The organism is Geofilum rhodophaeum (genome assembly GCF_002210225.1).
Taxonomy (GTDB): domain Bacteria; phylum Bacteroidota; class Bacteroidia; order Bacteroidales; family Marinilabiliaceae; genus Geofilum; species Geofilum rhodophaeum.
This window is the reverse complement of the sequence record NZ_MWUJ01000005.1, coordinates 70,045-92,270: the sequence shown is the minus strand read 5'-3', so window position 1 is coordinate 92,270 and position 22,226 is coordinate 70,045. Positions and strand designations below refer to the sequence as shown.

Annotated in this window: 25 protein-coding genes; 15 read left to right on the top strand and 10 right to left on the bottom strand. The window is 52.2% G+C overall.

Going from position 1 to position 22,226, the window contains the following annotated elements:
• The first annotated feature begins 105 nt into the window (after positions 1-105).
• The 4 genes from B4W65_RS06660 to ahcY all read left to right on the top strand — a co-directional run bounded on the left by B4W65_RS06660 (position 106) and on the right by ahcY (position 5,160).
• Complete coding sequence (locus B4W65_RS06660) at positions 106-1,569, top strand: tetratricopeptide repeat protein (RefSeq protein WP_088654358.1); 1,464 nt, start codon at positions 106-108, stop codon at positions 1,567-1,569.
• A 71-nt stretch (positions 1,570-1,640) separates the two neighbouring features.
• Positions 1,641-2,751 (top strand): peptide chain release factor 2 gene (prfB, locus tag B4W65_RS06655; protein WP_146697732.1). Its coding sequence is split into 2 segments (ribosomal slippage): positions 1,641-1,703 and positions 1,705-2,751, totalling 1,110 coding nucleotides; the frame shifts between segments, so codons are not numbered across the junction.
• A gap of 15 nt (positions 2,752-2,766) precedes the next feature.
• A complete protein-coding gene (locus B4W65_RS06650) occupies positions 2,767-3,711 on the top strand; it encodes a bifunctional riboflavin kinase/FAD synthetase (RefSeq protein ID WP_240509501.1) in 945 nt (314 codons plus the stop codon).
• A gap of 33 nt (positions 3,712-3,744) precedes the next feature.
• A complete protein-coding gene (gene ahcY / locus B4W65_RS06645) occupies positions 3,745-5,160 on the top strand; it encodes an adenosylhomocysteinase (RefSeq protein ID WP_088654356.1) in 1,416 nt (471 codons plus the stop codon).
• A 111-nt stretch (positions 5,161-5,271) separates the two neighbouring features.
• On the opposite strand, the gene B4W65_RS06640 is transcribed toward ahcY, so the two are convergent.
• Positions 5,272-5,697: a Rieske (2Fe-2S) protein gene (locus B4W65_RS06640; RefSeq protein ID WP_158522794.1), complete on the bottom strand. Its 426-nt coding sequence runs from the start codon at positions 5,695-5,697 to the stop codon at positions 5,272-5,274.
• Between the two features lie 178 nt (positions 5,698-5,875).
• Between B4W65_RS06640 and B4W65_RS06635 the strand changes: the two genes are divergently transcribed.
• The 3 genes from B4W65_RS06635 to B4W65_RS06625 all read left to right on the top strand — a co-directional run bounded on the left by B4W65_RS06635 (position 5,876) and on the right by B4W65_RS06625 (position 7,448).
• Positions 5,876-6,307: a hypothetical protein gene (locus tag B4W65_RS06635; protein ID WP_088654354.1), complete on the top strand. Its 432-nt coding sequence runs from the start codon at positions 5,876-5,878 to the stop codon at positions 6,305-6,307.
• 135 nt (positions 6,308-6,442) lie between these two features.
• Positions 6,443-6,922 carry a transcription elongation factor GreA gene (gene greA / locus B4W65_RS06630; RefSeq protein WP_240509500.1) on the top strand — a complete coding sequence of 160 codons (480 nt, stop codon included), beginning with the start codon at positions 6,443-6,445 and terminating at the stop codon, positions 6,920-6,922.
• Positions 6,923-7,055: 133 nt separating this feature from the next.
• The gene (locus tag B4W65_RS06625; protein WP_088654353.1) at positions 7,056-7,448 is read left to right on the top strand and encodes an HIT family protein; all 393 of its coding nucleotides are present in this window, start codon (positions 7,056-7,058) and stop codon (positions 7,446-7,448) included.
• 7 nt (positions 7,449-7,455) lie between these two features.
• On the opposite strand, the gene ruvC is transcribed toward B4W65_RS06625, so the two are convergent.
• The 5 genes from ruvC to rplU form a co-directional block, all read right to left on the bottom strand.
• A complete protein-coding gene (ruvC, locus tag B4W65_RS06620; RefSeq protein ID WP_088654352.1) occupies positions 7,456-8,025 on the bottom strand; it encodes a crossover junction endodeoxyribonuclease RuvC in 570 nt (189 codons plus the stop codon).
• Positions 8,025-8,327 (bottom strand): DUF4286 family protein, encoded by a 303-nt coding sequence (locus B4W65_RS06615; RefSeq protein ID WP_088654351.1) that lies wholly within the window; start codon positions 8,325-8,327, stop codon positions 8,025-8,027. The genes ruvC and B4W65_RS06615 overlap by 1 nt, the downstream gene beginning before the upstream one ends.
• Before the next feature lie 4 nt (positions 8,328-8,331).
• Complete coding sequence (gene serS / locus B4W65_RS06610; protein WP_088654350.1) at positions 8,332-9,603, bottom strand: serine--tRNA ligase; 1,272 nt, start codon at positions 9,601-9,603, stop codon at positions 8,332-8,334.
• Positions 9,604-9,686: 83 nt separating this feature from the next.
• The gene (gene rpmA, locus B4W65_RS06605; RefSeq protein WP_088654349.1) at positions 9,687-9,950 is read right to left on the bottom strand and encodes a 50S ribosomal protein L27; all 264 of its coding nucleotides are present in this window, start codon (positions 9,948-9,950) and stop codon (positions 9,687-9,689) included.
• Between the two features lie 19 nt (positions 9,951-9,969).
• Complete coding sequence (gene rplU / locus B4W65_RS06600) at positions 9,970-10,284, bottom strand: 50S ribosomal protein L21 (protein ID WP_088654348.1); 315 nt, start codon at positions 10,282-10,284, stop codon at positions 9,970-9,972.
• Positions 10,285-10,586: 302 nt separating this feature from the next.
• On the opposite strand from rplU, the gene B4W65_RS06595 reads away from it, so the two are divergent.
• The 7 genes from B4W65_RS06595 to B4W65_RS06565 all read left to right on the top strand — a co-directional run bounded on the left by B4W65_RS06595 (position 10,587) and on the right by B4W65_RS06565 (position 16,786).
• A complete protein-coding gene (locus B4W65_RS06595; protein WP_088654347.1) occupies positions 10,587-11,039 on the top strand; it encodes a Fur family transcriptional regulator in 453 nt (150 codons plus the stop codon).
• A 43-nt stretch (positions 11,040-11,082) separates the two neighbouring features.
• Positions 11,083-12,006 carry a metal ABC transporter solute-binding protein, Zn/Mn family gene (locus tag B4W65_RS06590; protein ID WP_088654346.1) on the top strand — a complete coding sequence of 308 codons (924 nt, stop codon included), beginning with the start codon at positions 11,083-11,085 and terminating at the stop codon, positions 12,004-12,006.
• Entirely contained in the window at positions 12,003-12,746 is a 744-nt protein-coding gene (locus B4W65_RS06585) for a metal ABC transporter ATP-binding protein (RefSeq protein ID WP_088654345.1), read from the top strand. Before B4W65_RS06590 ends, B4W65_RS06585 begins: the two co-directional genes overlap by 4 nt.
• 22 nt (positions 12,747-12,768) lie before the next feature.
• On the top strand, positions 12,769-13,605 hold the full coding sequence (locus B4W65_RS06580; protein WP_088654344.1) for a metal ABC transporter permease: 837 nt from the start codon (positions 12,769-12,771) through the stop codon (positions 13,603-13,605).
• Between the two features lie 86 nt (positions 13,606-13,691).
• A complete protein-coding gene (gene pheS / locus B4W65_RS06575; RefSeq protein ID WP_088654343.1) occupies positions 13,692-14,711 on the top strand; it encodes a phenylalanine--tRNA ligase subunit alpha in 1,020 nt (339 codons plus the stop codon).
• Positions 14,712-14,989: 278 nt separating this feature from the next.
• The gene (locus tag B4W65_RS06570; RefSeq protein ID WP_088654342.1) at positions 14,990-15,304 is read left to right on the top strand and encodes a hypothetical protein; all 315 of its coding nucleotides are present in this window, start codon (positions 14,990-14,992) and stop codon (positions 15,302-15,304) included.
• Between the two features lie 108 nt (positions 15,305-15,412).
• Positions 15,413-16,786, top strand: a complete 1,374-nt coding sequence (locus B4W65_RS06565; RefSeq protein ID WP_088654341.1) for a sigma-54-dependent transcriptional regulator — start codon at positions 15,413-15,415, stop codon at positions 16,784-16,786.
• Positions 16,787-16,790: 4 nt separating this feature from the next.
• On the opposite strand, the gene B4W65_RS06560 is transcribed toward B4W65_RS06565, so the two are convergent.
• On the bottom strand, positions 16,791-19,259 hold the full coding sequence (locus B4W65_RS06560; RefSeq protein ID WP_158522791.1) for an ATP-binding protein: 2,469 nt from the start codon (positions 19,257-19,259) through the stop codon (positions 16,791-16,793).
• 97 nt (positions 19,260-19,356) lie between these two features.
• Entirely contained in the window at positions 19,357-19,770 is a 414-nt protein-coding gene (locus tag B4W65_RS06555) for an OsmC family protein (protein ID WP_088654339.1), read from the bottom strand.
• A 136-nt stretch (positions 19,771-19,906) separates the two neighbouring features.
• On the opposite strand from B4W65_RS06555, the gene B4W65_RS06550 reads away from it, so the two are divergent.
• On the top strand, positions 19,907-20,614 hold the full coding sequence (locus B4W65_RS06550) for a Crp/Fnr family transcriptional regulator (protein WP_088654338.1): 708 nt from the start codon (positions 19,907-19,909) through the stop codon (positions 20,612-20,614).
• Here B4W65_RS06550 and larC read toward each other — a convergent pair.
• Together larC and B4W65_RS06540 are read right to left on the bottom strand one after the other, a co-directional pair.
• Entirely contained in the window at positions 20,611-21,420 is an 810-nt protein-coding gene (larC, locus tag B4W65_RS06545) for a nickel insertion protein (RefSeq protein WP_088654337.1), read from the bottom strand. The genes B4W65_RS06550 and larC overlap by 4 nt on opposite strands.
• Positions 21,421-21,438: 18 nt before the next feature.
• Positions 21,439-22,200 (bottom strand): AIR carboxylase family protein, encoded by a 762-nt coding sequence (locus B4W65_RS06540; RefSeq protein ID WP_088654336.1) that lies wholly within the window; start codon positions 22,198-22,200, stop codon positions 21,439-21,441.
• Positions 22,201-22,226: the final 26 nt, after the last annotated feature.

Below are 22,226 nucleotides of genomic sequence, written 5' to 3'. Positions count from 1 at the left end.
TTACACCTCCACGACCCTCCGCCACCTACTCCGCAGACACATCCGTCAAATAAGTCGGCACAGCGCAACTGTTTTTCTCTAATTTTAGGGTATTAACCCGTTTACATGCAAGGTAAAAACAGTTTCTTTTACGTGTTTCTGGTCCTGTGGGGACTCCTGACCAGCCCCGGCTTACTGGCCCAAAGCAGCCTTCTGGAAGAAATCTCCAGAGCCGAGTCGGCCACCTTCAGTCTTACCGCACTCAGTAAACAACAGCTGCCTACCGATACGGCCAGGGGCTTCTTTATTGGTGCCAACGGCCTGGCCCTCACCTCTGCCTCCCTGCTGCGCAGTGCCGATTCGCTGGTGGTGAGCGATCACCGAAACAAAAACCTTGCGTTGGATCGGGTTATTGCCATTCACCCCTATGCCAACCTGGCGTTGGTGCGGCTGTCGGGCTACCGCAACCGCGACGATGGCTTTTTAACCCCGGAGCGAAGACCCTATAACCCCTGGGGAGAAGTACTGCACATCTCGCCCCGTGATGACCAGCAAAATTCGTCACGCGTCAGCAGGATTACACAAATGCTCCAAGTCTTTGAATTGGGGCGAAGTGCCCTGCTGCCGCTTCAGGCCGGCTACGGAGAACGCTGCGCGCCCTTGCTCAACGAAAGCGGTCACTTTATAGGCATCAGTTATCGTTTGCACACCAACGCGCAATGGGTCCTGCTCCCTGTATACCTACTGGGCGATAAAAACTGGCAGAACGTAGATCAGCAATGGGCTGCCTTCAGAAAGCGAAGCGACCGACTGCAGCTGTGCGACCCCAACTGCTGTGAGGGCCTGATTCTCCAGGCCATGGAAAAGTGGTCCGAATCGGCCCGTGCCTTCAGCACCGCCTTGCGCATCCAGTCGGCCCATCCCCGAATCCAGGCCTGGCGGGCACTCAGTCGCTGTCACTACGGCAACACCCTTGGCGCTCAGGAGGATTTAATCCTCAGCAGTCAGGACCCATCCAGCGCAGCCATGGCGGCCTACTCCCAAAGCCAGCTCCTTCTGTTGGATGGGCAAAGCGCCAAGGCACAAGAACTGCTGCTTACCACCTTGGGCAGCGACGACAATTTGGCCGAGGGCTTCCTCCTCCTGGGCCAAATCCAACAAAGCAGCAAAGAAATTCGTAAAGCCTATGCGAGTTTCTCCCACGCCCTGGAACTGGACAGTCTCCTGGCTATGGCTTGGTACGAAAGAGGCCGCTTAAGCATGCAATACGCCAGCGACCCACAAGTGGCGCTCAGCGATCTGGAGACCGCCGCCCGACTGAACCCCTTTCTGCCTGGCATTTACACCCTCATTGGAAGCATTCACTTTAAGCGCAACGATTACCTGAAGGCCATTGGGGACTTCGACCGTGCCCTGCGCATCCATCCTGCCGACGATCATGCCCTGATGCAACGGGGCATGGCCCGTTTCAACACGGGACTGACAGAAGGCGCCTGCAACGACTGGAGCGAAGCCGGACGCCTGGGCAACACCCAGGCTTTCAGACTCATATCCAGGCACTGCAACAACCACAGAAACAGGACTTTCTAGTCATTACAAAGCCGGCCTCCCCCCGGGTACGATATTTTTTCGTACTTTTGCAACCTAAAAACAACATATTTATGGTAACACCAGAGCAAATTAAAGACTTAAGCGTCCGCGAAGCGGCGCTGAGGAGGTATCTTTGACATCGATCGCAAGAAGATTGAAATAGAGGAAGAAGACCTGCGCTCTCAGGCTCCGGATTTTTGGGATGATGCCAAAAAAGCCGAGGAGCAGATGAAAAAACTAAAAGAACTCAAAAGTTGGGTAAATGGCTATGAGACCATAAAAACGGCCATTGCTGACCTGCAGGTATTGTACGACTTCTTTAAAGAAGGCGAAGCAGAAGAGGCAGATGTTCAGGAAGCCTACAAGCTGGCCCTCACCCAAACAGAAGATCTGGAATTACGCAACATGCTCCAGAAAGAGGAGGATAAACTGGGCGCCCTACTCAAGATCAATGCCGGCGCCGGCGGTACCGAAAGCCAGGACTGGGCGGAGATGCTGATGCGCATGTATGTGCGCTGGGGCGAACAAAACAAGTACAAAGTCTCGGTAAATCACATACTGGAAGGTGAGGAAGCCGGCATAAAAACCGTCACGCTGCAATTCGAGGGCGACTATGCCTACGGCTTCCTGAAAGGCGAAAACGGGGTACACCGGCTGGTGCGCCTCTCCCCCTTCAACTCGGCCAACAAGCGCATGACCTCTTTCACCTCAGTTTTTGTGATTCCGCTCATCGACGACTCCATCGAAGTCGACATCAATCCCGCCGACATCACCTGGGAAACCTTCCGGTCGAGCGGCGCAGGAGGCCAGAATGTCAACAAAGTTGAAACCGGGGTGCGTTTGCGCCACGCCCCAACCGGCATTGTCATTGAAAACACCGAGTCGCGTTCTCAGGGAGGCAACAAGGAAAACGCCCTGCGCAACCTCAAGTCGCAACTCTACGAAATGGAATTGCAAAAGCGCCTGGAGGAGCAAAACAAAATTGAATCCCAAAAGAAGAAAATCGAATGGGGCTCCCAAATCCGCTCCTACGTCTTGCAGCCCTACAAACTGGTAAAGGATGTGCGTACCGGTCACGAGACCAGCAACGTGCAGGCGGTGCTCGATGGGGAATTGGAGGGCTTTATCAAAGCCTGGCTGATGGAGTACGGCGCCAACGACGTATTTGAAAAGGAGGTTTAAAACAGAGGAAAGCGCATGCAGATACACCCTTCCATCGAAACCTACAGCGGGCCCCCGCCCGTGCTCACAATGGGCACCTTTGACGGGGTGCATCCGGGACACCATGCCCTCCTTCGGGAGCTGGTACGTCTGGCCAAAGCGCTGAACACCGTTTCAGTTGTGCTCACCTTTTGGCCACACCCGCGCCTGGTATTGGGACACGATCCGGAAAAGCTGCGCCTGCTCAATACCCTGGAAGAAAAGACCCGCATACTCAGCGAGACGGGCATCGATCACCTGGTTGTATTGCCCTTTACCACTGAGTTGGCCCAACTTTCAGCCAGTGAATTCACCACGCACATCCTGGCTGAACAACTAAGAACCCGCCACCTGCTGGTAGGCTTCAATCACCGTTTTGGCAAGGACGGCGTTCGTTCGGAAGAGCTGGACGCCCTGGCCACCAGGCTCGGCTTCGGACTCAGTCGCTACCAGCCGGTTGAAGTAGATGGCCAGAGACCCAGCTCTACCCGCATAAGACAGCTGCTGTTGGCAGGCAGAGTACCTGAGGCCAATGCGCTCCTGGGCTATGCTTACAGCATAACGGGACGCGTGGTCGGGGGCCAACAACTGGGGCGACGCATATCCTTTCCTACAGCCAATTTACAAGTGAACGAGAGGGCTAAGCTCCTGCCGCCCGACGGCGTTTACGCCTGCCGGGTACGCATTACCGGAAAGACTTTTGGGGGCATGGTCAACATTGGCGTTAAACCAACAGTAAACACCCAAATGGACCACCGATCGGTTGAAGTGCATATTCTGGACTTTGGGGAGGATATTTATTCCGAAGAAATAAGCCTGGAATTCTTGCACAAAACCCGGGAAGAAATGAAATTTGAGGGACTCGAAGCGCTGAAAGCACAATTGAGAAAAGACGAAACAGAAATCAGGAAGCTCCTGCAAAGGCATGGACTGCCCACCTGATAAATTCAAGTATGCTAACTAAAATAAAGCACCATGAATAAACCATCACAAGAACATAAAGTGGCCGACCTGAGTCTGGCCGACTATGGAAGAAAAGAAATCGCCCTGGCCGAAAAAGAAATGCCGGGTTTGATGGCCCTGCGCGAAAAATACGGGAAAGAACAACCACTGAAAGGGGCTAAAGTAATGGGCTCGCTGCACATGACCGTGCAGACCGCCGTGCTCATCGAAACCCTTGTGCACCTGGGGGCCGATGTGCGCTGGGCCAGCTGCAACATCTATTCGACCCAGGACCATGCCGCAGCGGCCATTGCCGCAGCCGGCGTACCCGTTTTTGCCTGGAAAGGAGAAACCCTGGCTGAGTACTGGTGGTGCACCGAGCGCGCCCTCGATTTCGGGGAAGGCAGTGGACCCGACCTCATTGTGGACGATGGCGGCGACGCCACCCTGATGATACACAAAGGGGTAGAGCTGGAAAAAGACCCTGCCGTATTGCAGAAGGACTACAGCCAGGAAGGTGAAGATTTTCGCGAGTTGATGGCACTGATGGCCAAACTCAATACCCAAAACAAGAATCGCTGGACCAAAGTCGCTGCCGGCATTAAGGGCGTAAGCGAGGAAACCACCACCGGGGTGCACCGTTTGTACCAAATGATGGAAAAAGGCGAACTGCTCTTCCCCGCCATCAATGTCAACGACTCGGTAACCAAGAGCAAGTTCGACAACCTTTACGGCTGTCGCGAAAGTCTGGCCGACGGCATCAAGCGGGGCACCGATGTAATGGTGGCCGGAAAAACCGTACTGGTTTGCGGCTATGGCGATGTGGGCAAAGGCTGCGCGCAAAGCATGCGAGGTTTCGGCGCCCGGGTACTCGTAACCGAAATCGACCCCATTTGTGCCCTGCAGGCCGCCATGGAAGGCTATGAAGTAACCACCATTGAAGAGGCCTTATCGCAAGCCGACATTTATGTCACCGCCACCGGCAACCGCGACGTAATTACCGTGGAGCACATGCAAAAAATGAAGGACACCGCCATTGTATGCAACATTGGCCACTTCGACAACGAAATTCAGGTAGAGAAACTGGAGAAAACCCCCGGCATTAAGGAGATCAACATCAAACCGCAGGTCGACCAGTTTGAATTTCCCGACGGACACTGCATCATACTGCTGTCGCGCGGTCGCCTCGTAAACCTGGGCAATGCCACCGGTCACCCCAGCTTTGTCATGAGCAACTCCTTTACCAACCAAACCCTGGCTCAGCTCGAGTTGTGGAAAAACAATTACGAATTGGGCGTATATACCCTGCCTAAGCACCTCGACGAGGAAGTGGCCCGCCTGCACCTGGCCAAACTGGGTGTGAAGCTCACCACCCTCACCGACGCCCAGGCAGCCTATATAGGGATTGCCAAAGAAGGCCCCTACAAGCCCGACCACTATCGTTACTAATAAAGGAGCAACAAAGGAACACAAGAAGAGGGGGTGGCACAAGCGGGAGGCCCCCTTTTCTTTTTTACTTCACCCCGAAAAACCCATCAAGTAATCTCCTTACATTCAGCCCTAGTTGTAGATGATCAAAGTGGAACCTTCCACCCGTGTCTTGTAGCGCTTTAGAGAATAGGCCGAAGGCCCCTCTACCACGTCCCCGATTTCGGACAACAATAAAAACTTGGAGCCACAGCAGGGACAAACAGCCAGGGTGGGATCTTCATCGGGCGCCACAGCACATTGCGGGTCCTTATCGTGGGGACAGTAGCGTTCAAAGGCGTAATACTCATCCATAGCCAGGCGATAAACAATGACCCCGGCTACGCCTACCCGGGCACCATAAGAATCTGTACGCAAAGTAAAAACCTGCTGGTTGTAATCGGGCAACATCAGATCAACATAGGCAGTAAACCGGTAGTTGGGCACCGGATGTTCTTCTTTTTTGCAACCAAAAAGAAAAAGCAACGTACCAACGACCAGAAGTGAATATTTCAACATAGCAAAAAGTAGGTTCAACATAAAACAAAACAGCAGCACGACTGTTTAACCTGCAGACTATCAGCGACCGAATGTTTTTCAGGTCGCTTTATTTGTTTATTTGTTTTGTTCGGGCTAAATTAGCTATTATTTATTTACCGCAATGGGAGATTTCGGAGACATATTATATATCCTCGTAATGATCGGAGCCCTGGTTTTGAGTGTATTCAAAAAATCCAGGAGCAAAGAGCAGCAGGGAGATGGTATGCCCGAAAATGAAGCCAGCCCCTTCCCTGAAGAAGCCTTCCCGCCCTTTGGGGATTGGCTGGAAGACGAAAGGCGCCCACAAACCCAACCCACGAGTAACAGTGAGGCCATCCCACAGCCCATGAAGGCAGAGAAACTGGAACCTCAAAAACTGAACTACAAAAAACCGGACTATCGGAGCATCAAAAAGTCAGACAATCTGAAACGCTCAGAAAGAATTACGAGGATTACCCGAAGACCGGAGACCAAAATCCTGGAAGACGAAGACGATACCTACAGCACGTCTTCCTGGTTGCAAGAGGAGCGCTTAGATTGGCGCAAAGCAGTAATTTTCTCAGAAGTACTGAAAAGGCCAATCATTTAATCCCGCACAACCCCTTTACAAACCAACGAAATTTTATTCAACGCACTTTTGCTGTCAACAATAAGACAGCAAAGAGTCCCGAAACATTCGGGATTCTGTATTTTATTAAACGTATCTATAACGAATAAGGAGGAAATGAACATGTCAAAAGTGAGCTACATCACAGAAGAGGGCCTGAAAAAACTGCGAGAAGAACTGGCTCATCTCGAATCGGTGGAAAGACCGAACATCTCGAAGCAAATTGCAGAGGCGCGCGACAAGGGCGACCTTTCGGAAAATGCCGAATACGATGCGGCCAAAGAGGCACAAGGTATGCTGGAAATGAAAATTGCCAAGCTGAAAGAAACCATTGCCGGAAGCCGCATCATTGACGAGTCCAAACTGGATACCTCCAAGGTACAAATCATGAATAAAGTGAAGATCAAGAACCTCAAAAACAATGCGGTAATGACCTACACTCTGGTTTCGGAAAGTGAAGCCGACCTCAAAGCCGGCAAGCTGTCCATTTCCACCCCCATTGCCAAAGGCTTGCTGGGACATAAGGTGGGCGACAAGGTCGATATTCAGGTTCCCTCAGGCATTATTCCTTTTGAAATTTTAGAAATAGCCTTGTAAATCAAAGCGAATGGTTACCGCCACAAGGGGCTGCTTCAACAAGCAGCCCCTTGTGGTTTTCTTCCCCAAAGCAAAATGGAAGAGCAACATTTTTTTTATCTTTGATGCTGGTCCAACAAAAACACAAAAGTAAATGGCAAGCATTTTTTCAAAAATAATAGCCGGAGAAATCCCCTGCTACAAAATTGCAGAAGACGAGCGCTTCTTTGCCTTTCTCGACATCAACCCGCTGGCCAAGGGACACACCCTGGTAGTGCCCAAACAGGAATGCGACTATGTTTTTGATTTGGACGATGAGCTGCTGGGGGGACTCAGTGTCTTTGCCAAAAAAGTGGCCAAAGCCATTGAGCAGGTTATTCCCTGCAAAAGAATTGGCGTAGCGGTGTTGGGACTGGAAGTTCCTCATGCCCATGTGCATTTGGTGCCGCTGCAAAGCGAAGCCGACATCAGCTTTGCCAAGCCCAAGCTGCAACTCGCAAAGGAAGAAATGGAAGCGGTGGCCGAAGCCATCCGGGCTCAACTTTAGATCAAGGCTATTTGGCCTTGCGCACCCGATCGGGATTTTGCGACATAAAGGCCTTCCAGCTTTTAGTACCACCACCTGCATCGGGTCTGTTGGCCTGAAAAAAATGACAAACCGCAGCAGCCAGTCCATCGGTGGCATCCAGGTACTTGTGCTCTTCTTTCAGGTTCAAATACTGCTTTAAAAATAAAGCCACCTGCTCCTTGCTGGCAGAGCCGCGCCCGGTAATGGCCTGCTTAATACGCAAGGGGGCATATTCGAAAATGGGCAGGGAACGCGACAAGGCCGCGGCCATAGCCACACCCTGCGCCCGGCCCAATTTGAGCATCGATTGCACATTTTTCCCAAAAAAAGGCGCTTCAATGGCCAGCTCGTCCGGGTGATAAGTATCAATAAGTTGCACCACCCGCTCAAATATCCGCTTTAATTTCAGGTAGTGATCGTTGTACTTCTTCAGTTCCAGCACCCCCATAGCTACCATGGAGGGCTTAGAGCCCACCACACGTAAAACCCCATAGCCCATGACTGTGGTGCCCGGGTCGATACCCAAAATAATGCGTTCCTTAGGGGCTTGTATCATCACCAGCTTTTCATAAGCGTACTGAAGTGCGTAGCCTTTTGTCCAAACCTTAAGGTACACTGCTCCAGTTGAGGCACCAACACCTCATCGAGCTGTGCCACCTGCTCATCGCTTCCGCAACGCCACTGCACCGAAAAAATACGGCTCTCCGCGTCGGGCACCGCAGAAACCACCTCAAAGACTTCCGCAGCCTGCGACCAGCCACCGGCAGCCAAAGCGGGCAGCATTTCCTGCTCTACCCATTGCCGCCATGCGCTGAACACGGTGTCCTGCACGTAAAAAGATGTATTAAAAATAAACATAGACTTAAGAAATCATATCGAAACCACAGAAGGGGACCAGCACTTCGGGCACCTTAATGCCCGCTTCGGACTGGTTGTTCTCCAGCAAGGCCGCCATAATCCGGGGCAGAGCCAGGGCACTGCCATTCAGGGTATGCGCCAGTTGGGTTTTCTTTTCCCCCTCCTCCTTAAAGCGGAGTTTCAACCGGTTGGCCTGAAAGCTCTCAAAATTGCTGACCGAGCTCACCTCCAGCCAGCGTTCCTGGGCGGCAGAATAGACTTCAAAATCGAAAGTCAGGGCCGAAGTAAAACTCATGTCTCCCCCACACAAACGCAGAATGCGCCAAGGCAGTCCCAGTTTTTCGACCAGCGATTGCACATGGGCCACCATGGTGTCGAGCACCTTGTACGAAGCATCGGGGTGGGCCACCTGAACAATTTCCACCTTGTCGAACTGATGCAGACGATTGAGTCCCCGTACATCCTTGCCATAGGAACCGGCCTCGCGGCGAAAACAAGCCGAATAGGCACAGTTGCGTATGGGCAACTGGGCCGCATTCAAAATGACATCACGATAAATATTGGTCACCGGCACCTCGGCAGTGGGAATCAGGTAAAGATTATCCACCCCCACATGATACATCTGGCCCTCCTTATCGGGCAACTGTCCCGTACCAAAACCGGAGTCCTCATTCACCAGCAGCGGCGGCAACACTTCTTCATAGCCGACCTTGGTAGCCTCGTCCAAAAAGAAGTTGATCAGGGCACGCTGCAGTCGGGCACCCTTCCCCTTATACACAGGAAATCCGGCACCGGTCAACTTCACACCCAATTCAAAGTCGATCAAATCGTACTTTCTGGCCAACTCCCAGTGCGGCAGGGCCTCCTTTAATTGCGGCAAATCCCCGCCCGAACGTACTTCCTCATTGTCCTCCGCCCCTTTTCCGGCAGGCACCGAAGCATGGGGCAGGTTGGGCAACTGCACCAACAATTGCTGCAGGGCCTGTTCCGTTTCTTCCAGGCCGGTGGTGAGGACTTTAATCTGCTCCTTCATGCCGCCGGTTTTTTCCTTGGCGGCATTGGCCTCTTCGGCCTTACCTTCCTTAAACAACTGACCTATGGCCCTCGAAAGCGCATTCATCTCGGCCTGCAGGCCGTCTGCCTCCGCCTGCTGCGCCTTTCGCCGCTGGTCCAAGGCAATAATTTCATCCACCAAGGCGGTGGCATCAAAATTTTTGATGCGGAGGCGCTCTATAACCTCTGCTTTATTCTCCTGAATTTGTCTGAGTGTGAGCATAACGTATGTATACTAAAAAGTCTTCTGAATTTGCTACGAAAGTAACAAAATCAGAAGACTTTTGGTCTTTTTTCAGTGCTTACTTATTCCGCAGCTACAGGCTCAACCGAAACAAAAGAACGATTGTCCTTACGCTTACGAAATACCACGTTGCCATCGGTCAGTGCAAAGAGGGTATGGTCTTTACCAACACCTACATTGTCACCGGGATGATGCTGTGTGCCACGCTGACGCACGATAATGTTTCCTGCTTTAGCGAACTGACCGCCAAAGATTTTCACTCCAAGTCGCTTGCTTTCTGATTCACGACCGTTTTTGGAACTACCTACACCTTTCTTATGTGCCATATCACTTAAATGTTTTTAATTAACCAATAACGATGTCCTCAATTTGAATCTGACTCAGGTACTGACGGTGTCCGTTCTTCTTCTTGTAGCCCTTACGCCGCTTCTTCTTGAAAACAATTACTTTATCGCCCTTAAGGTGCGACAAAACTTTGGCAGTTACTTTGGCTCCGGCCAAAACAGGGGCACCTACTTTAATGCCACTCTCATCCTCTACCAAAAGAACTTCATCAAATTCCACAGAGGCACCTTCTTCTGCCCCCAGACGGTGAACAAAAACCTTGCGGTCTTTTTCTACCTTAAATTGCTGACCTGCAATAGTTACAATTGCGTACATGCTGTCTTTATTTACTGTTTCTTTCCGGAGGTGGACAAAACCACTGCGTCTGTCGCTTCTGACCCCACGAAATTGATTTGGACTGCAAAAGTAGAGAAAATATTCATGGCCACCAACAAAGCGCTTAAAAATTTTACCTACTAAGGCCTCCCCCCTTACTGAAAGCAAGCACTTTCCGTTAACGGTCGGCAACTGTTCAAAAAGCGACCCAACATGAGGAAGACCCAAACTAAAACAGTCATTAATTTAAAACAATTCTAAATACTTTTGGTGGCGACCAAAAAAGCGCTTATTTTTGCAACATGGTTGCAAAAAACGACAGCATCGTCCAATTGTTGCGCAGCAAAAGGCTGAATGTTACCGACATTCGCCTGCAATTGCTGCAGCTGCTGCTGGAGCCGGGTACCGCACTCAGTCAAAAAGAACTGGAAGAGCGCCTGAGTTCCAAAGGCCATAATGTGGACCGGGTAACCCTCTATCGCAGCATACGCACCCTGCTCAACAAGCAGGTGATTCACCCCATTACCATCGATGCACAAACCGTAAAATACAAGCTGGCCGGCGGGCACAAAAAAAGTGATCATCCCCACTTCCTGTGCTCCCACTGCCAGCGCATGATTTGCATGCCACAACTGAGTCCCTCTACCGAGGATCTGCCCGAGGGCTTCACCCTGCAATCGGCCCAGTTGCTGCTGGAGGGCCTCTGTCCCCACTGCTCTCTGACCACCAAACAAAAAGATTCCGAAGGCGAATAATTAAGACACACACGAAACAAAAACCGCTCTTATAAAAGATCCTATGAATACAAAAAAACTTCTTTTGCTGCTGCCCCTATTGTATATTTTTTCGGCCTGTGCCGAAAAAAACAGCGACCCCAACCTGGTTTCGGTCAGCATCCTGCCTCAGAAATATTTTATCGACCAACTCACCGACGAACAGCTCCGGGTCAACGTGATGGTACCACCCGGCTCCAGTCACGCCACCTATTCGCCCACTCCACAGCAATTCCAACAGCTGAGCGCGTCGCCCCTTTACATGGGCATCGGTCACCTCGGCTATGAAACCACCTGGATGTCGCGCCTGGAAGAGCTCAATGCCGATATGCAAGTGATGATTTTGTCCGAACACACCAAGCTGATCGAAGGAGCCTGCGCGCACGACGAACACGCGGAGCACGATGGTCACGAAGACCACGAAGCCCCGGAGGCCCACCACCATGGCGTGGATCCGCACATTTGGATGTCGCCCAAGGTCATGCTGGAACTGCTTCCTCAAATAAAAACCAGTCTCCAGGCAAATTATCCCCACCTGGCCGACAGCATTGAAAACAACTACCCCCAGCTCCTGGAAAAACTCAACGACGCCCACAAACGCATGCAAGCCCTGGCCGCCTCGCTCGACAATCGTCAGTTTCTAATTTTTCACCCGGCCCTCACTTACCTGGCACGTGATTACGGACTCACCCAAATTGCTGTAGAGCAAGACGGAAAGGAACCCTCTCCGGCCTACCTGGCACGGCTTATCGACCAGGCACGTGAAGAAAACATACCGGTGATTTTCATCCAAAAGGAATACGACCTGCGCAACGCCGAAACCATCAGTCGCGAAGCAGGAATTGCCCTGGTGCAAATCGACCCCATGCGTTACGATTGGACCGACAGCATGAACGAACTGATGACTCAAATAGAGCAACACCTCAAAAGCACAGCCACACAACCATGAGCAAACTATTGGCCAACATAGAAAAGGTGAGCGCGGGCTACAACGGGGAGACTGTCTTACGCAACATCTCCCTGAAGATACATGACCACGACTTCATCGGCGTTATCGGTCCCAATGGTGGCGGAAAAACCACCATGGTAAAGGTCCTCCTGGGCCTCCTTGCCCCCTATAAGGGAAAGGTGAGTCACCCCAACGGTCCCATCCGCATCGGCTATCTGCCCCAGGCGGCTCACATCGACCGCAGCTTTCCCATTACCGTGCAGGAGGTTGTTGAGTCGGGCTTGCAAGGCAGACCATTTTGGCGACCGGGCCCCAGCAAAACGCAAAAACAGCAAATCGCCCAAATTTTGCACGAAACGGGCCTGAGCTCCTATGCCCACCGGCCCATTGGAGAACTGTCGGGCGGTCAGCTGCAACGCACGCTTTTGGGTCGGGCACTCATCAAAGAACCCGATTTACTGGTACTCGATGAGCCCAACACCTATGTCGATAAAACCTTTGAAGGGGAGCTCTATAAATGGCTGCAAGAACTCAATAAAAAAATGGCCATATTGCTGGTGTCTCACGATGTGGGGACCATTTCTTCAATGGTAAAGACCATTGCCTGTGTTAATCAGGAACTGCATTACCATCCCTCGAATGTACTCAGCGCCGAACTACTGAAAGTTTACAACTGTCCCATCGACGTTATTGCCCACGGTCCGGTTCCACACCGGGTATTGGGCGAACACCGTCACTGAGCCACTCACCTAAATCATCAACATGTCACAATTTTTCGACCTCTTTGCCTACAGCTTTTTTCAGAATGCCTTTGCGGCATCCATCCTCATCAGTCTGCTGTCGGCCCTCATCGGCACCTATATCGTGGCCCGAAAAAACGTCTTCATCAGCGGAGGCATCACCCATGCCTCCTTTGGGGGCATCGGCATTGCCTACTACCTGGGTCTGAACCCCTTTTTAGGAGCAGCGGTATTTGCTGTGCTGACCGGCACCAGTATTGAGTGGATTACCAATAAGGGCAAGATGCGCGAAGACAGTGCCATTGCCATCCTCTGGTCGCTGGGTATGGCCCTGGGCATCATTTTTGTTTTTCTGACCCCCGGCTACGCACCCAACTTAATGAGCTTCCTGTTCGGAAGTATTTTGTCGGTGGGACGCAGCGACGTGCTGCTTATTGGGGGGCTCACCCTGCTGACGGCGCTTTTCTTTTTGCTGGCTTACCGCCCCATCCTTTATACCGCATTCGACCCGGAATTTTCGAGCATCAATGGCATCAAGGTAACTTTTTATCGCTACAGCATGGCCGTATTGGTGGCCCTGGCCATCGTAGTCAGCATTCGCGCCATGGGCATCATTTTGGTGCTGAGTCTGTTTACCATCCCCCAAACCACTGCTTTGCTTTACACCCACTCCTTTAAACGAATTGTTGGTCTGGCTGCACTTTTTGCCCTGAGCGGCGCCCTAATCGGTCTTTACGTAGCCTACGCCATGAACATCCCTTCCGGAGCCGCCATCATTTTTGTCCTTACCCTCCAATACCTGCTGTTGAAGGGCATCGACCTCCTGCGCCTCCAGCGTCGGCGCAACACAGCCGAATAAGGGCGGCAAAGAAAAATGGACTGCGATTTTAAAAAGGGGGCGATTATTGCTATTTTTGTGGGTTAATTGAACAAAAATCAGACAAGATGCTCGACAAAATAGCGGCGTTACAGGACGAGATACGTAAGCTTACTGCAGAAAATGCGGCGCAAGCCGAAGAACTGCGCATCAAATACCTCAGCAAAAAGGGCTTGGTTTCTGTGCTCTTCGACGAATTCAAACAAGTAGCTCCTCCCAAAAAAAAGGCGGTAGGTATGGCCCTGAATCAACTAAAAAATGAAGCACAGTCGTCCATTCAAGCCCTCAAGGAACAATTCGAAAACAGTGAAACCAAGTCGACGCAGGTCGACCTAAGCGCACCGGGCAGCTCCTTTGCGCTGGGCAGTCGCCACCCCCTCTCGCTGGTACGCAACCAAATTGTCGATATTTTTGCGCGTTTGGGCTTCACCGTCGCTGAAGGTCCTGAAATTGAAGACGACTGGCATGTTTTCTCGGCCCTCAATTTTCCGCCCGAGCACCCGGCCCGCGATATGCAGGACACTTTCTTTATAAATAAGGATCCTGATGTGCTGCTGCGCACCCACACCTCATCGGTACAGGTACGGGTCATGGAGCAACAACAGCCGCCCATCCGGGCCATCTTTCCGGGAAGGGTATTCCGCAACGAAGCCATCTCGGCCAGGGCGCACTGTATTTTTCATCAGGTAGAAGGCCTTTACGTGGCCGAGGACGTGTCTTTTGCCGACCTCAAACAAACCCTCCTCTATTTTGCCCGTGAATTTTTTGGCGAAAACACCGACATCCGTCTGCGCCCCTCCTACTTCCCTTTTACCGAGCCTTCGGCAGAGATGGATGTAAGCTGCTCCATTTGTGGCGGCGAAGGCTGCAATGTTTGCAAGCACACCGGCTGGCTCGAAATCATGGGTTGTGGCATGGTCGACCCCAACGTACTCGATGCCTGTGGCATCGACAGTAACAAATACTCCGGCTTTGCCTTTGGCATGGGCATCGAGCGCATCGCCATGCTCAAATACCAGGTGAAGGACATCCGCCTCTTTTTCGAAAACGACGTACGTTTTCTGGAACAATTCACGGCAGCGGAATAAAACCCGGAGATCCACTACCAAAAAGAGGAGCGCAGCAGCGCTCCTCTTTTTTTTTGCATTACCTTTCCCGAGCCCCATCCACCCCTTTCCACAGGTGCTGCTGTAGAGCTTTTCCCCACAGCCACAGTCCCTGCCTAAAAAACTTCCACACCAACCACAAGTCGAACGCACTGCAAATCAATACCTTAAGCACACCCCTTCATTCTGGCACAATTATCCCTTTGGTTAGGGTACTCTCACAAGTAATAAACATTTGTTGTTCTAAAAAACGAAGTGTTATGAAAAAAAGAAATGTTTTAATGCTGACCCTGGCCCTGGCGGCCGGTTCGGTTTCAGTTGTGGCCAACCAGGCCAGAATGAATGAAGAAGTAGCAATTACTGCTGAACAGGAAGTATCCAAAACCAGCGTGGAGGCCACCGATTTGCCCGAGCCGGTTAAAAATGCACTTGCCGCCACCGAATTTGAAGGCTGGGCCATTGCCGAAGCAGCCTTGATTCAGGATGCCGAGAAAAGTCTTTACGTGATCAAACTTACCAAAGACGAAGAAACAAAAACCGTAAAATTCACGCCGGAAGGCGAAAAAGCCAATTAGTCTGACATTGGGGTAAATTCAAGTTTAGTTTTGGGGTAAAGCCGGAATAACGATTCCGGCTTTTTTCATGCTTCCTTTTTCCTATCTTAGCGTAAAATTAACCCGTGCATGAATAAATTACTCATAGTAGAAGACGACCTGGCCTTTTCACGCATACTCAAAGGCTTTCTCGAGAAAAAAGGATTCACTACCAATACCGCCTCCAATTTGAAGGAGGCGCGCAACCTTTTACTGGAAAACGTTTACAAGCATTGCCTGCTCGACTATCGGCTGCCCGACGGAACAGGACTGGAGCTGCTTCAGGAACTGCGTGATAAATCACCGGGACTGCAGATCATCATCATGACCGCCTTCAGCGATGTACGAACCGTAGTCAAGGCCATGAAAATGGGCGCCTCGGATTACATTACCAAGCCTGTTAATCCCGATGAATTGCTCATGTTGCTGCGCAACAGCACAAAGGAGGAGCAGACAGAGGTCCCCACCCCAACTGCGGCGCCACGTCCCCAACAAGCAAACCCACCCAGCAAATACATCACGGGCACCAGTCCCCGTGCCCAGCAGCTGCAGGAATTCATCAGCCTGGTGGCACCTACCGACATGTCCGTCATCATTCAAGGCGAAAGCGGAACAGGGAAAGAATATGCCGCCCGGGCCATCCATAATGCCAGCGCCCGAAGCCAAAAGCCCTTTGTGGCCATCGACTGTGGGGTACTGTCCCGCGATTTGGCCGCAGGCGAACTCTTCGGCTATGTAAAAGGAGCCTTTACCGGTGCACTGCAGGACAAGAAAGGCCAGTTTGAGCAAGCCTCAGGCGGCACCCTTTTCCTGGATGAAATCGGCAACCTCCCCTACGAAGTGCAAGTCAAACTTCTGCGTGCCTTACAGGAAAAAGTGATTCAACCCCTGGGCAGCGACAAACTGATTCGGGTGGACCTCCGTCTGTTGGTGGCCACCAACGACAATCTTGCAGAAAGTGTCGCCCAGGGAAAATTTCGGGAAGATCTCTATCACCGCCTCAACGAATTTAAAATAGCGGTGCCTCCTTTGCGACAACGACCGGAAGACCTGATGCTCTTCATCCACCACTTCATCAGCGAAGCCAACCGGGACCTCAAGCGTGGGGTCGAAGAAATCGCTCCGGAGGCCCTGCAGCTCTTCGAAAAATACGACTGGCCCGGCAACCTCCGTGAATTACGCAATACCATCCGGCGTATGGTGCTGCTGACGCCGGGCAAGTCGGCAGGACTACAGGCCCTGCCCGAAGAAATGCTCAGTGGTCTCTCCACCTCCCACAGCACTGCACGGGTGGGGTCGGACCTCAAAGCCCTACAAGAATTAAACGAAAAGGAGCAAATTGCCAAGGTACTGCAAGAAGCACGAGGCAACAAATCAAAGGCCGCCCGCTTACTCAACATCGACCGAAAAACCCTCTACAACAAAATGGAAAAATACGGCCTGAAAGACGACGGCCCGGAATAGGCCGCTATTGCTCCCGGCGCCTGGCCAGCAGATCGCCTATTTCCGCCATAAAAAGCACGCCCTGGTCCAAGAGGTAAGTAAGCTCCTCCCTGTCAATGTCCTCTTTCCACCTTCGCAATTCCAGCTCCATATCGCGCAGGGCACGGGCATAATCACTGGCCCCTGCCTGTCCCACGCGACCGGCCATCCGATGCACCAGCAAGGCCATCTCTTCCCATTCGGTACCGGGCAATAAAGCACGCAGGTCGTCCAGATCGTGACGCATCTCAACCAAAACACTTTCCAGTATTTCGGTCAACAATGCAAGGTCGCCGCCACTCATCTGCTCCAATACCGAAAGGTCAACCTCCATGTTGCCCGAAACCACTGGAGCCACCCTCAGACACGCAAGCAAATCAGCTTCCTTAAAGGGCTTGCGCACCACCCCGTTGAAACCGCCCGCCAAGAGCAGCTCCTCTTCCTCGGGCAAAACCTGAGCGGTTAGGGCGTAAATACGCAGCTCCCCACCCGCACGGTGCCGCAGACGCTCGCACACCTCCAAACCACTAAAACCAGGCATGCGCATATCCAGAAAAACGACTTCGGGGCGATCTTTATCAAAAGCCTTCAACAAGGCCATGCCATTGGGAAAGACTTCGTGGGCAAGCTGATGCTTAAGCAGCACTGCTGCCCCCAAATTCCGAATCAGGGCATCGTCATCGGCCAACCACACCAGTCTTGGCTTATCCAAATCAGAAAGGGGCGCTTCGGGCCGCTCCACTTCCTCAAGCTGTTGTTCCACAGCCAGCAATGGCAAATCCACCTTAAAAAGGGAGCCCTTCCCAACGGTACTTTCTACGGAAATATGGCCCCCCTGCAAATCGAGCATCTCTTTAACAATGCTCAGTCCCAAGCCCGTTCCCCCAAAGCGGGAGCTGGTAGCCGCATCGGCCTGCTCAAAAGGGCGAAACAAGCGTCCCATTTGCTCCGACGTCATACCTATACCACTGTCGGCCACTTCCAGCACCAGCTTATCGGCTTCGTCCTCCGACTCCCAACGAGCCCGCAAAGCCACAAAGCCCGTGTCGGTAAACTTCAGCGCATTCCCCAGCAGGTTGTACAACAACTGCCGCAGTCTGAACGCATCTCCCTTCACCTGCAGTTGTTCAGGCACAGACAGCTCCCTACACAAATCCAAATCCTTTTTCCTGGCTGCAGGCTCAAAGGCCTCAAGCACCTCAGTCAAAAGATCTTGCAAGACAAAAGCTTTGTGCTCAAAAGTCATTCGCCCCGAGGTTACCCGGGCATAATCGAGCACCTCGTCCACCACCTGAAGCAGGTGGGCTGCCGGGGGAAAAACATAAGCCACATCCACCTCGGCACGACCCGCCAAACGGGCTTGTTCGGCATAACCATAAATGGCCTGCAGGGGTGTCCTGATTTCGTGGCTCATATTCGACAGAAAGCGCTGCTTGGCAGCTGCTTCCTTACGTGCCTCCGCATGGGCCTTCTCCAATTGCTGCCGGTAACGATTGCTTTTAAACAAATCCAACAGCACCACCACAGTAAGCAACAACGACAGCCCGATAAAAACAACCGCAAGAATGTTCAACAAACGAATGGTCGCCCCCGCTGTACCAAAGGCAGCCTGAGTCTCCGCCTGAATCAAGGCCATTTCCTCTTGCTCCAGAGCATTAACCACCTGAAGCATCTGATGCACCAGGGCGTTGTTGACCGTCAGCAATTGGAACTCCTGCTGCTGCAAACGAGCGGCCTGTTTCAACTGGAAAGATTGCAGACTGTCCAGAGAACTTTCCAGGGCGTAAAAAAGAGAATCTGCCCTAAAAGAGCCGAGGGTATCCACCACGATCTCCACCTCCTCGTCGACCCGGGTAGCTGTCCGCACGACTTCCGCAGCAGCGGGGGCACTGCTGCTGCCAAACAGGCGACGGAAAAAGCCGCCGCGCTCCTCCCGCAGAGTATCCGACGATACGGTGGTGGTGACCCGATGCTCCTTCTGTACCACGCGGGCGGGTGCCTCGAGGCTGTCGCCATCCGCCCCCCCGCCGGTCATTTGACGTAAAAACTCACGCAAGTCGGGATGGGCATTCCGCCTTCTTTGCAAGCGAACATACTCTGCATACACCGCACTTCGCTGCTGCAATAAATCCTCCACCCGCTCCAGGCGCTGCAACTGAAGGCTGTCGCCGGAAAACAAAACCCTAAGGGTATCGATATTGGCCCTGACCTGTCGCGCTTCTGCAAGGGCTGCAGCACCTTCGCCCGAACGGGTGGCGAGCAAATCACGTTGCTGAAGGTGACCCAATTGAGCCACTCCCCTAAATAGTCTGTTCACTTCGATGAGTCGTGCATTGGGGCGTGCCAGCGCCTCCACATTTTGCCCTATCTGATGAAAGGCCTTGCCCACCAACAGATAAATCAATACAATGCCCAGCAAGCCCAATAAAGTAACAGCAAGAACTTTACCGGGCATACCGGGCAAATTTTTAAATCGGGAGCTTCTTTTATCGGACATAAGCAGCAAAAGATGCTCCCAAAGCTACAATAAAAAAGGCAACTTTTCCAGACCCCTATACCAGCCGAATTTCCGTTTTAATAGGGATGGCCTTTTTATAAAGCGCCGAAACACCACAATACTTATTCTCCGACAAAGACACGGCCTTCTCAATTTTGTCGAGCGGTAAATCTTTTCCCTTAAACTCATAAACCACAGTCATTCCCTCGAAAGTTTTGGGATGCTCTTCGGTCAGGTCGCCTTCCACCTTAATTTCCAGGCCTTCCAGCTCCACACGCATCTTCTTTAACATCGACACCACATCCATCCCTGTGCAACCGGCCAACGCCAATAAAACAAAGGGTTTTGGTCGGGGCCCCTTGTCCTGCCCGCCCACTTCGGGCCCTGCATCAATCACCATTTTATGACCACTGATTTCGGTCTCGAAGGACATGTCGCCCTGCCATTTAATGCTTACTTCACTTTTCATAGCACATTGTTTTATTTTATTATAAACATATATACATTTATACCGTCGTAATACAAATTTAATCTTTATTTCTATCTTTGTCGAGACCAGCAGGCAAAAGATTTGTTGGCCCCAGCAACTTATTACAGTTCAGCCCATGAAAAAGGAGGAGCAGCGCCCTGCATTCAACCAGGACGACCTAAAGGAGTACGCCATTTTTGGGGGACTCAGTAACGAGCAGGTACAGCGTGTGGCAGAAAACATGTTGTGCAGCATGCACAAAAAAGGCGCCATCATCTACAACGAGGGCAGTCGCATCAACGGCAGTTACATCGTTCACAGCGGCATCCTAAAAATTTACAAGACAGGTTTCGACGGTAAGGAACAGATCATTCGCTTTGCCAAGAAAGGCGACCTCATTGCCTTTCGTTCCGTCATCAGCGACGAGCTGGCCTGCACGACTGCCGAGGTTATCCAGGAAGCCAGCCTCTGTTACATTCCGGGCGACACCCTTACCGGCCTCATCAAGGCCAATCCCGACTTTGCCATGGACCTTATGAAACTGACCTGCAGGGAGCTGGGCGAAAGCAATAAATTCTTGACCGACATCGCACAAAAGACGGTACGTGAGCGCCTTGCAGAGATCCTGCTGCTGCTGATGGACACCTTTGAATTGGACGAAGACAACACCCTCCAAATCTCCCTGACGCGCGAAGAACTGGCCAACATGGCCGGCACAGCCACCGAATCGGTCATTCGATTGCTTTCAGAATTCAAGGCCGACCGGCTCATTGAACTGAACGGCCGTAAGATAAAACTGCTGAATATCCCCCAGTTGATTAAGACCGGCAACGTTTACGTTTAAAGCAGTACCACTTCGAGGGGCGGAATGGGCAGATCCTTGGTCCCGCGCGAATAACCGCGCGACCGAACGCGGCCTTGCGGCAGCTGTACGACCTCCCCAACGCCCAGGGCCGACAAGGCTGCGGCACCGGTAGGCGTGAACAATTCAATATCGATGGGACCTGCTGTTACCGGCAAACGGTTATTTTGAATCATCACTGCCGTTGCAGGCGCAGGAACTTTCATGCTGCCGTGCGAAAAACTGATGGATCCACCACCATAGGCCACCGGAGCCAACAACTTTGCCTGCGGGGGCACACCCAATGCTTGCAAACCACAAACGGCACCAACAATATCTATCAAAATATCCTGGGCTTCATGCAACCAGGCCTCGGGCAAATCCTTCATCCATTCGGCATGCTCATGGGCGTGATGATGGTCCTGGTCGTGGTGATGATCGTGGTGATGGTGATGTTCCATATCAAAATCGTGCGTTTCATGCGCGATCTTCTCTGCTTCTGCCAAAGCCTTCAGCATCCGAAAGCCAAAAGCAGCATAAACCGGTTCCACTTCCAAATCCGCCATGAGGTGCTCCAGCAAATGAGCGGCCTTGTGCACCGAAAGGTGACCGTGATGGTGTTCCACCCTAATGAGCATGCGACTGCTGCCGTCGGCAGTCCGGACATGCTTTACCGAAGCCTTTCCAAGCTTCTCTGCAGCCGCTTGCATCGCTGAACTTACCCGCTCTTCATCGGCTCCGGCGCTGATCAGCGCTGCCGCAAACATGTCTCCGGCAAAACCTCCGGATGGATTAACATACAACTCCATACCTATTGATTTATTTAATTATTCTGCACGACTTCCACGCACCGCCTCCCGATTCCTGGCAATCAGTCCCGCCACCACCGCAGCCCTTATGCCCCCATCGATATTGACTACCGTCAGATTGGGCGCACAGGAGGCCAGCATCGAAGTCAGCGCGGCCTCTTTCGCCCTGAAGCCATAGCCCACGGAAGTAGGCACCCCAATCACCGGTAGCGCCACCAGGGAGGCGACAAAAGGGGCCAAAGCACCTTCCATTCCTGCCACAACAACAACAGCAGCAGCATCTCCGGCCACTCCCTCTTTTACCGCCTCCAGCACTCTGGTAGGATGGGCAATGCCCCGATCCTCAAACACCAAGGGCTCCACACCCAAGGCACGCAGGGTAAAAGCACACTCCTCCAACACGGGATGATCGGCAGCTCCGGCGCTGACCAAAAGCACCTTTCCCCGGACTTCGGGCAAGCTGCCCAACACCAGCACCTGCTCACCGGCCAAAAGCACACAGCGACTCTCGTAATGGGCCACCAGGCGATCGTTGAAGGGACTTCTGGAAATAATGACACGACCGTGCCGTTCCAAAAACACATCGGCCAGCTCCAGCGTTTGCTCAAACTGCTTGTATTCGCCGTAAATGATCTCCGGAATATTGTTCCGGGCACCCCGGTTCACATCAGCAATATACGAACTGGCGGTTTCCAACCAGTCGAGGGAAAATTGCTGCCGGGCCTGATTCTTATCCAGTGAACCGGAGCGAATTTGATCGTAAAGTTCGTCGAAGGTCATACCTGCATGGGTTTACAAGGCCTAAA

Coding starts and splice junctions, on each gene's coding strand:
- B4W65_RS06585 (WP_088654345.1), top strand. CDS start 12,003: ATGAGCAAACTATTGGCCAACATAGAAAAGGTGAGCGCGGGCTACAAC.
- B4W65_RS06650 (WP_240509501.1), top strand. CDS start 2,767: ATGCAGATACACCCTTCCATCGAAACCTACAGCGGGCCCCCGCCCGTG.
- ahcY (WP_088654356.1), top strand. CDS start 3,745: ATGAATAAACCATCACAAGAACATAAAGTGGCCGACCTGAGTCTGGCC.
- B4W65_RS06595 (WP_088654347.1), top strand. CDS start 10,587: ATGGTTGCAAAAAACGACAGCATCGTCCAATTGTTGCGCAGCAAAAGG.
- serS (WP_088654350.1), bottom strand. CDS start 9,603: ATGCTCACACTCAGACAAATTCAGGAGAATAAAGCAGAGGTTATAGAG.
- B4W65_RS06550 (WP_088654338.1), top strand. CDS start 19,907: ATGAAAAAGGAGGAGCAGCGCCCTGCATTCAACCAGGACGACCTAAAG.
- greA (WP_240509500.1), top strand. CDS start 6,443: ATGAACATGTCAAAAGTGAGCTACATCACAGAAGAGGGCCTGAAAAAA.
- B4W65_RS06640 (WP_158522794.1), bottom strand. CDS start 5,697: ATGTTGAAATATTCACTTCTGGTCGTTGGTACGTTGCTTTTTCTTTTT.
- B4W65_RS06555 (WP_088654339.1), bottom strand. CDS start 19,770: ATGAAAAGTGAAGTAAGCATTAAATGGCAGGGCGACATGTCCTTCGAG.
- B4W65_RS06615 (WP_088654351.1), bottom strand. CDS start 8,327: ATGTTTATTTTTAATACATCTTTTTACGTGCAGGACACCGTGTTCAGC.
- B4W65_RS06590 (WP_088654346.1), top strand. CDS start 11,083: ATGAATACAAAAAAACTTCTTTTGCTGCTGCCCCTATTGTATATTTTT.
- B4W65_RS06625 (WP_088654353.1), top strand. CDS start 7,056: ATGGCAAGCATTTTTTCAAAAATAATAGCCGGAGAAATCCCCTGCTAC.
- B4W65_RS06635 (WP_088654354.1), top strand. CDS start 5,876: ATGATCGGAGCCCTGGTTTTGAGTGTATTCAAAAAATCCAGGAGCAAA.
- larC (WP_088654337.1), bottom strand. CDS start 21,420: ATGGAGTTGTATGTTAATCCATCCGGAGGTTTTGCCGGAGACATGTTT.
- rplU (WP_088654348.1), bottom strand. CDS start 10,284: ATGTACGCAATTGTAACTATTGCAGGTCAGCAATTTAAGGTAGAAAAA.
- pheS (WP_088654343.1), top strand. CDS start 13,692: ATGCTCGACAAAATAGCGGCGTTACAGGACGAGATACGTAAGCTTACT.
- B4W65_RS06540 (WP_088654336.1), bottom strand. CDS start 22,200: ATGACCTTCGACGAACTTTACGATCAAATTCGCTCCGGTTCACTGGAT.
- B4W65_RS06570 (WP_088654342.1), top strand. CDS start 14,990: ATGAAAAAAAGAAATGTTTTAATGCTGACCCTGGCCCTGGCGGCCGGT.
- B4W65_RS06660 (WP_088654358.1), top strand. CDS start 106: ATGCAAGGTAAAAACAGTTTCTTTTACGTGTTTCTGGTCCTGTGGGGA.
- ruvC (WP_088654352.1), bottom strand. CDS start 8,025: ATGATACAAGCCCCTAAGGAACGCATTATTTTGGGTATCGACCCGGGC.
- B4W65_RS06580 (WP_088654344.1), top strand. CDS start 12,769: ATGTCACAATTTTTCGACCTCTTTGCCTACAGCTTTTTTCAGAATGCC.
- rpmA (WP_088654349.1), bottom strand. CDS start 9,950: ATGGCACATAAGAAAGGTGTAGGTAGTTCCAAAAACGGTCGTGAATCA.
- B4W65_RS06565 (WP_088654341.1), top strand. CDS start 15,413: ATGAATAAATTACTCATAGTAGAAGACGACCTGGCCTTTTCACGCATA.
- B4W65_RS06560 (WP_158522791.1), bottom strand. CDS start 19,259: ATGCCCGGTAAAGTTCTTGCTGTTACTTTATTGGGCTTGCTGGGCATT.